The organism is Pseudovibrio sp. POLY-S9, from assembly GCF_001431305.1.
Lineage (GTDB): Bacteria > Pseudomonadota > Alphaproteobacteria > Rhizobiales > Stappiaceae > Pseudovibrio.
The window spans coordinates 43,570-48,033 of the sequence record NZ_LCWX01000071.1; the positions used below are offsets into that span (position 1 = coordinate 43,570).

5 protein-coding genes and 1 pseudogene are annotated in these 4,464 nt (G+C 56.6%); 5 read left to right on the forward strand and 1 reads right to left on the reverse strand.

The window, feature by feature from the left end; genetic code table 11:
- From PPL9_RS04885 to PPL9_RS04900, 5 genes are all read left to right on the forward strand, one after another.
- The coding region (locus PPL9_RS04885; protein WP_082596556.1) for an ABC transporter permease at positions 1-707 on the forward strand (707 nt) is incomplete at its 5' end.
- Positions 708-734: 27 nt separating this feature from the next.
- Positions 735-2,030, forward strand: a complete 1,296-nt coding sequence (locus tag PPL9_RS04890) for an amidohydrolase family protein (protein ID WP_057461595.1) — start codon at positions 735-737, stop codon at positions 2,028-2,030.
- A gap of 191 nt (positions 2,031-2,221) precedes the next feature.
- A complete protein-coding gene (locus tag PPL9_RS34100) occupies positions 2,222-2,491 on the forward strand; it encodes a hypothetical protein (protein WP_244273347.1) in 270 nt (89 codons plus the stop codon).
- Positions 2,488-2,949: an MBL fold metallo-hydrolase gene (locus PPL9_RS34105; protein WP_244273348.1), complete on the forward strand. Its 462-nt coding sequence runs from the start codon at positions 2,488-2,490 to the stop codon at positions 2,947-2,949. Before PPL9_RS34100 ends, PPL9_RS34105 begins: the two co-directional genes overlap by 4 nt.
- A gap of 136 nt (positions 2,950-3,085) precedes the next feature.
- The gene (locus tag PPL9_RS04900) at positions 3,086-4,225 is read left to right on the forward strand and encodes a hypothetical protein (RefSeq protein WP_208989168.1); all 1,140 of its coding nucleotides are present in this window, start codon (positions 3,086-3,088) and stop codon (positions 4,223-4,225) included.
- Between the two features lie 10 nt (positions 4,226-4,235).
- Here PPL9_RS04900 and PPL9_RS33025 read toward each other — a convergent pair.
- Positions 4,236-4,464: pseudogene (locus PPL9_RS33025) on the reverse strand (nitroreductase); the annotation flags it as partial.

Sequence of the window (4,464 nt, forward strand, 5' to 3'; positions counted from 1 at the left end):
GCTTGCTCCACGGCATCCTCACAGTGCCGCTGGGCTTGTCTCAGCACGTGTCTGGCCTTGGCATAACTATGTTTGCAACCTCGGTCAGCTACTTCACCTACCGCACAGCTCTGCCAAAAGTGTCTAGTCCACCACGGATCGAGGCATTCCAGCCGCTTGATATTCCGGTTCTTTCAGACCTGCCTTTCATTGGCCCAGCTCTCTTCCAGCAAACATCCATGACCTTTCTGGCACTCGCCATGGTCTTGCTGGTCAGCTACGTGCTCTATCGCACGCCGCTTGGCCTCGCCATCCGTGCAGTAGGCGACAACCCATCCGCCGTTGAAGCACAAGGCCTTTCGGTATTCGCATTGCGTATCGGGGCAATCATGACCGGGTCTGCGTTGATGGCGCTGGGCGGTGCCTTCCTCACCATGTCCGCCTTTGATGCCTTCTTCTTTGGCATGATCAACGGACGCGGCTGGATCTGCATTGCTCTGGTGGTGTTTGCAAGTTGGAGACCGGGTAAGGCTTTGCTGGGTGCACTGCTGTTTGGCGCGTTTGATGCCTTCCAGATCCGCCTGCAAAACGAGGTCGGCGCGGTGATCCCATCGCAGGTCTTCCTGATGATCCCATACCTGCTATCCATCGTGGCGCTGGTGCTTGTGGCTCGCAAGGCAGACTACCCACGCGCCCTGCTGCAACCTTATTTCCGTGGTCAGCGTTAAGCTGGAAAAGCAAGAAAGGCACCACTCATGTCTCTGGATCTCCTTGTCAAAAACGCCGTTCTGACCACTGGCGAAGCTGGTGTAGATATCGCGGTGAAAAACGGCACAATCACCGCGATTGAAAAGGGCATCACCGCAGAAGCGGAGCGTGTGATTGATGCACAGGGCCAGCTGGTCTCAGCACCATTTGTTGACCCGCACTTCCATATGGATGCCACCCTTTCTCTTGGCCTGCCAAGAATGAACGAAAGCGGCACCTTGCTGGAAGGCATCAGCCTTTGGGGAGAGCTGAAACCGTTATTGACCATTGATGCGGTTGTCGAACGTGCCCTGCGCTACTGCGATCTGGCAGTCTCGCAAGGCCTGCTGGCTATCAGAAGCCACGTAGATGTGTGTGATGATCGTCTGCTCGGTGTGGAAGCCCTGCTGGATGTAAAGCAACGCATTGCACCTTATATCGACTTGCAGCTGGTCGCCTTTCCGCAAGATGGCTTCTACCGTTCACCAACGGCGGAAAACAACCTGCTCCGCGCACTGGATATGGGTGTAGATGTGGTCGGCGGCATTCCGCACTTTGAGCGCACTATGGAAGACGGTGCCCGCTCCGTGAAGACCCTCATGGAAATCGCAGCACAACGCGGCTTGCGCGTGGACATGCACTGCGATGAATCCGATGATCCTCTCTCACGCCACATTGAGACACTGACTTACGAGACACAGCGCTTGGGCATGCAGGGCAGGGTGACAGGATCACACCTTACCTCTATGCACTCCATGGACAATTATTACGTTTCCAAGCTGCTGCCTTTGATGGCGGAAGCCGATGTCTGTGCCATTGCCAACCCGCTGATCAACATCATGCTTCAGGGCCGTCACGACACCTACCCAAAACGCCGTGGCCAGACCCGCGTGCGTGAGATGCGCGAACTCGGCATCACCGTCGGTTTCGGTCATGATTGTGTGATGGATCCCTGGTACTCGCTGGGCAACGCAGACATGCTGGAAGTCGCCAGCATGGGCCTGCATGTAGGCCAGCTCTCCAGTCGCGATGACATCCGCTATTGCTATGAGGCTGTCACAACAAACTCCGCAAAGATCATGGGGCTGGAAGGCTACGGCGTCAAAGTCGGCAGCAACGCAGACTTCGTGTTGCTTCAGGCAAAAGATGCGATCGAAGCCCTCCGCATGAAAGCAACCCGCCTCGCTGTTGTCCGCCGCGGTAAGGTCATCGCCGAAACCGCCCCGCGCATCACCAGCCTCTCGCTGGAAGGTCGCCCAAAAACTGTGAATGCCGCGGATTACTCCCCAAGCAGCAACGCCTAAAACGGGGACAACCCCGCAAAACCGAGCTTGCGTTGCTATGTGCGTTCATTTGCGTTCTTCACGTTTTTCCTGAGTTCTTTCGTCCCGCAGTACGCTGCGGGGCGGAATCGACCTCTTTCAATATAAGTTATCCCCCTGCACACCAGAGCTGGCTATGATGGACTTCTCTGATCAAGCAGGAGGGATGAGCGGTGGAACGCATTCCGGCGGAGAAGTGGTATCGCACCACGAAACTGGCAGATGACATTACGCTGATTGATGAGCCCTACATCAAGCAGTTCTACCGCTGCAACATCTGGCATGTGCGCGGTCGCCACAAAGATCTGCTCGTAGACAGCGGCATGGGCGTGGTCAGCCTGCGCGAGCATGTTGCGCTCACCGCTGAAAAGTCCGTCATGGCTGTCGCCAGCCACACCCACTTTGACCATATCGGCTGCCACACGAGTTTCCGCATCGCTTGATCCATATCGCAGAAGCTGACCTGCTGGCCCATCCAACCCGTCAGAACACGCTGGCTGATCCTTACGCAACTGACGATATCTTCGACGCGCTTCCGCCAGAGCCCTACAAGTCCTCCGAGTACGCCGTCAAACCAGCCCCTGCCAGCCACCTGCTGGAAGATGGCGAAGTGCTCACCACCGGAGATCGACACTTCGAGGTCATCCATACACCCGGCCATTCCCCCGGCGGTATCGCTTTATGGGAGAAGACGACAGAAACCCTGATCGCAGGAGACATCGTCTATGACGGCCCACTGGTGACAGACTGCTACCATTCCAACATGGCGGATTACATCACCAGTATGAAGCGCCTGCTGGACATCCCTGTCCGCACCATCCACGGCGGTCACTTTCCCAGCTTCGACGGCGAATGCCTTCACGAAATCATCTATGCCTTCCTGAAGGAGCATGACAAATAGTGCCAACTACGCAGTCTTCCCTATGAAATCCCACTGCTCCCTGTGACGCTCAGAACAGCAACTAGCAAATGCATTGCTTACTCTGGAAGGTGGGAGGGCAGCATGCCCGGGCCGCTGACATCATGGGAGTTGGACAATGACAGCGATTGGTTTGAACAGTTTTGTCTCCGCCGCACACACCATCCCGCAGGATGGCAAGCTCACGGTTGCTGAGGGACAGGTGAAGACTCACTCCAGCACTGCAATCGCAGGCCGGCTGGTCACCTGGGTCAAGCAACAGGCCGAAGGTGCTGAGCAAAAGCAAGCAGATCAGGGCGCCTTCCGTCTGGCGCTCACCAACCACTACGGCAGAACGCTGGGCGAGAAAGCCTATCAGGCCGCCTGTCGGGCTTGCGGCCAGAATCCTGGCACAAGCCACAGCCTGACATCCCGGCAAGTGCAGGAAGGCGTCACCTTTGCAGAACATCAGGTGCTGAGAAACGAAAGCTCGGCAGTGCGCATCAAGGCCCTCTCTGAAGATGTGAAGCACAATCCGATCAACAATCTGGTTCAGAACAAGGCCCATCAGACGGTTCCTTCGTTCCAAAGTGAGATCATTGAGACCCCGGAGACAAACACCGAACTTCTCGCTGCTCGCGCGGATGGCAAATACACGGAGCGGAACCCCTTCCACGTAGAACGGGAACTGATGGCCCGTCTCAGCACAGAGATTGCCGGGAAGTATGATCCACTGCTGGCCGAAAATGCCACCTCCAAGGCTTGGGGCAATGAACTGCTGCAGAGTATCTATCGTAATGTGCTGCAAGACCAAAGACCTGTCGAGAAGGGGGAGGCTCTGAGAGTTTCCGAGACACCTCATCCGATGAAGATCGCCGTTGAGCGCTTTGAAAAGCAGGTCTGGAAATACGCAGAACAAAGCTTCCTGCACTCCCTGCCAGAAAATGCGGAAATCGCCATCCATGATCTGTCACGACAGCTGAACTGGGAGAATTTCCCCACACTGGCCGAGCAGCACGGCGTCCCTGGCATTGGTTGGGACAGCGAGGCGACAGGCACTTACTTTGCAGCCAACATCCCCCCAATCCGCGATCTCGCTATTGAGCGGCTCATTGAGAAGCGGGAGGATGAGACGTTCCTGAGCTCCATCACGGTCGAGAGCTTCAACGATATCATTGAGGATGCGTTGAGCGAGCTGAAATCACCGCAACAAAAACACGCCAGCCCACCAGCTGCCGACCACACCAGCAACACCACAAAGCACGTCCGCTGGGTCTAAGCCGATAAGCTCAACCTGAGGAGCTCGTCTCCTCAGGTACCCACGAGATGACATAGCGCGGCAGATCCGGAAACGGTCCTTCACCACGGTCCTCAGAGGATAACTGCTCAAACCGCCCCGCCTTGCCAAGCGCCTCACACCCGCATTCCCAGTTCGCCAGCCAAATCCCCAAGGCCACCATGGCGTAGTACCGTGAATGCGTCGCCGCACAAAAATCCACCCGCCGTATCCGCGCATTC

Bases quoted from the DNA above. Each gene is read 5' to 3' on its own strand.
- PPL9_RS04900 (WP_208989168.1), top strand. From the start codon at position 3,086: ATGACAGCGATTGGTTTGAACAGTTTTGTCTCCGCCGCACACACCATC.
- PPL9_RS04890 (WP_057461595.1), top strand. From the start codon at position 735: ATGTCTCTGGATCTCCTTGTCAAAAACGCCGTTCTGACCACTGGCGAA.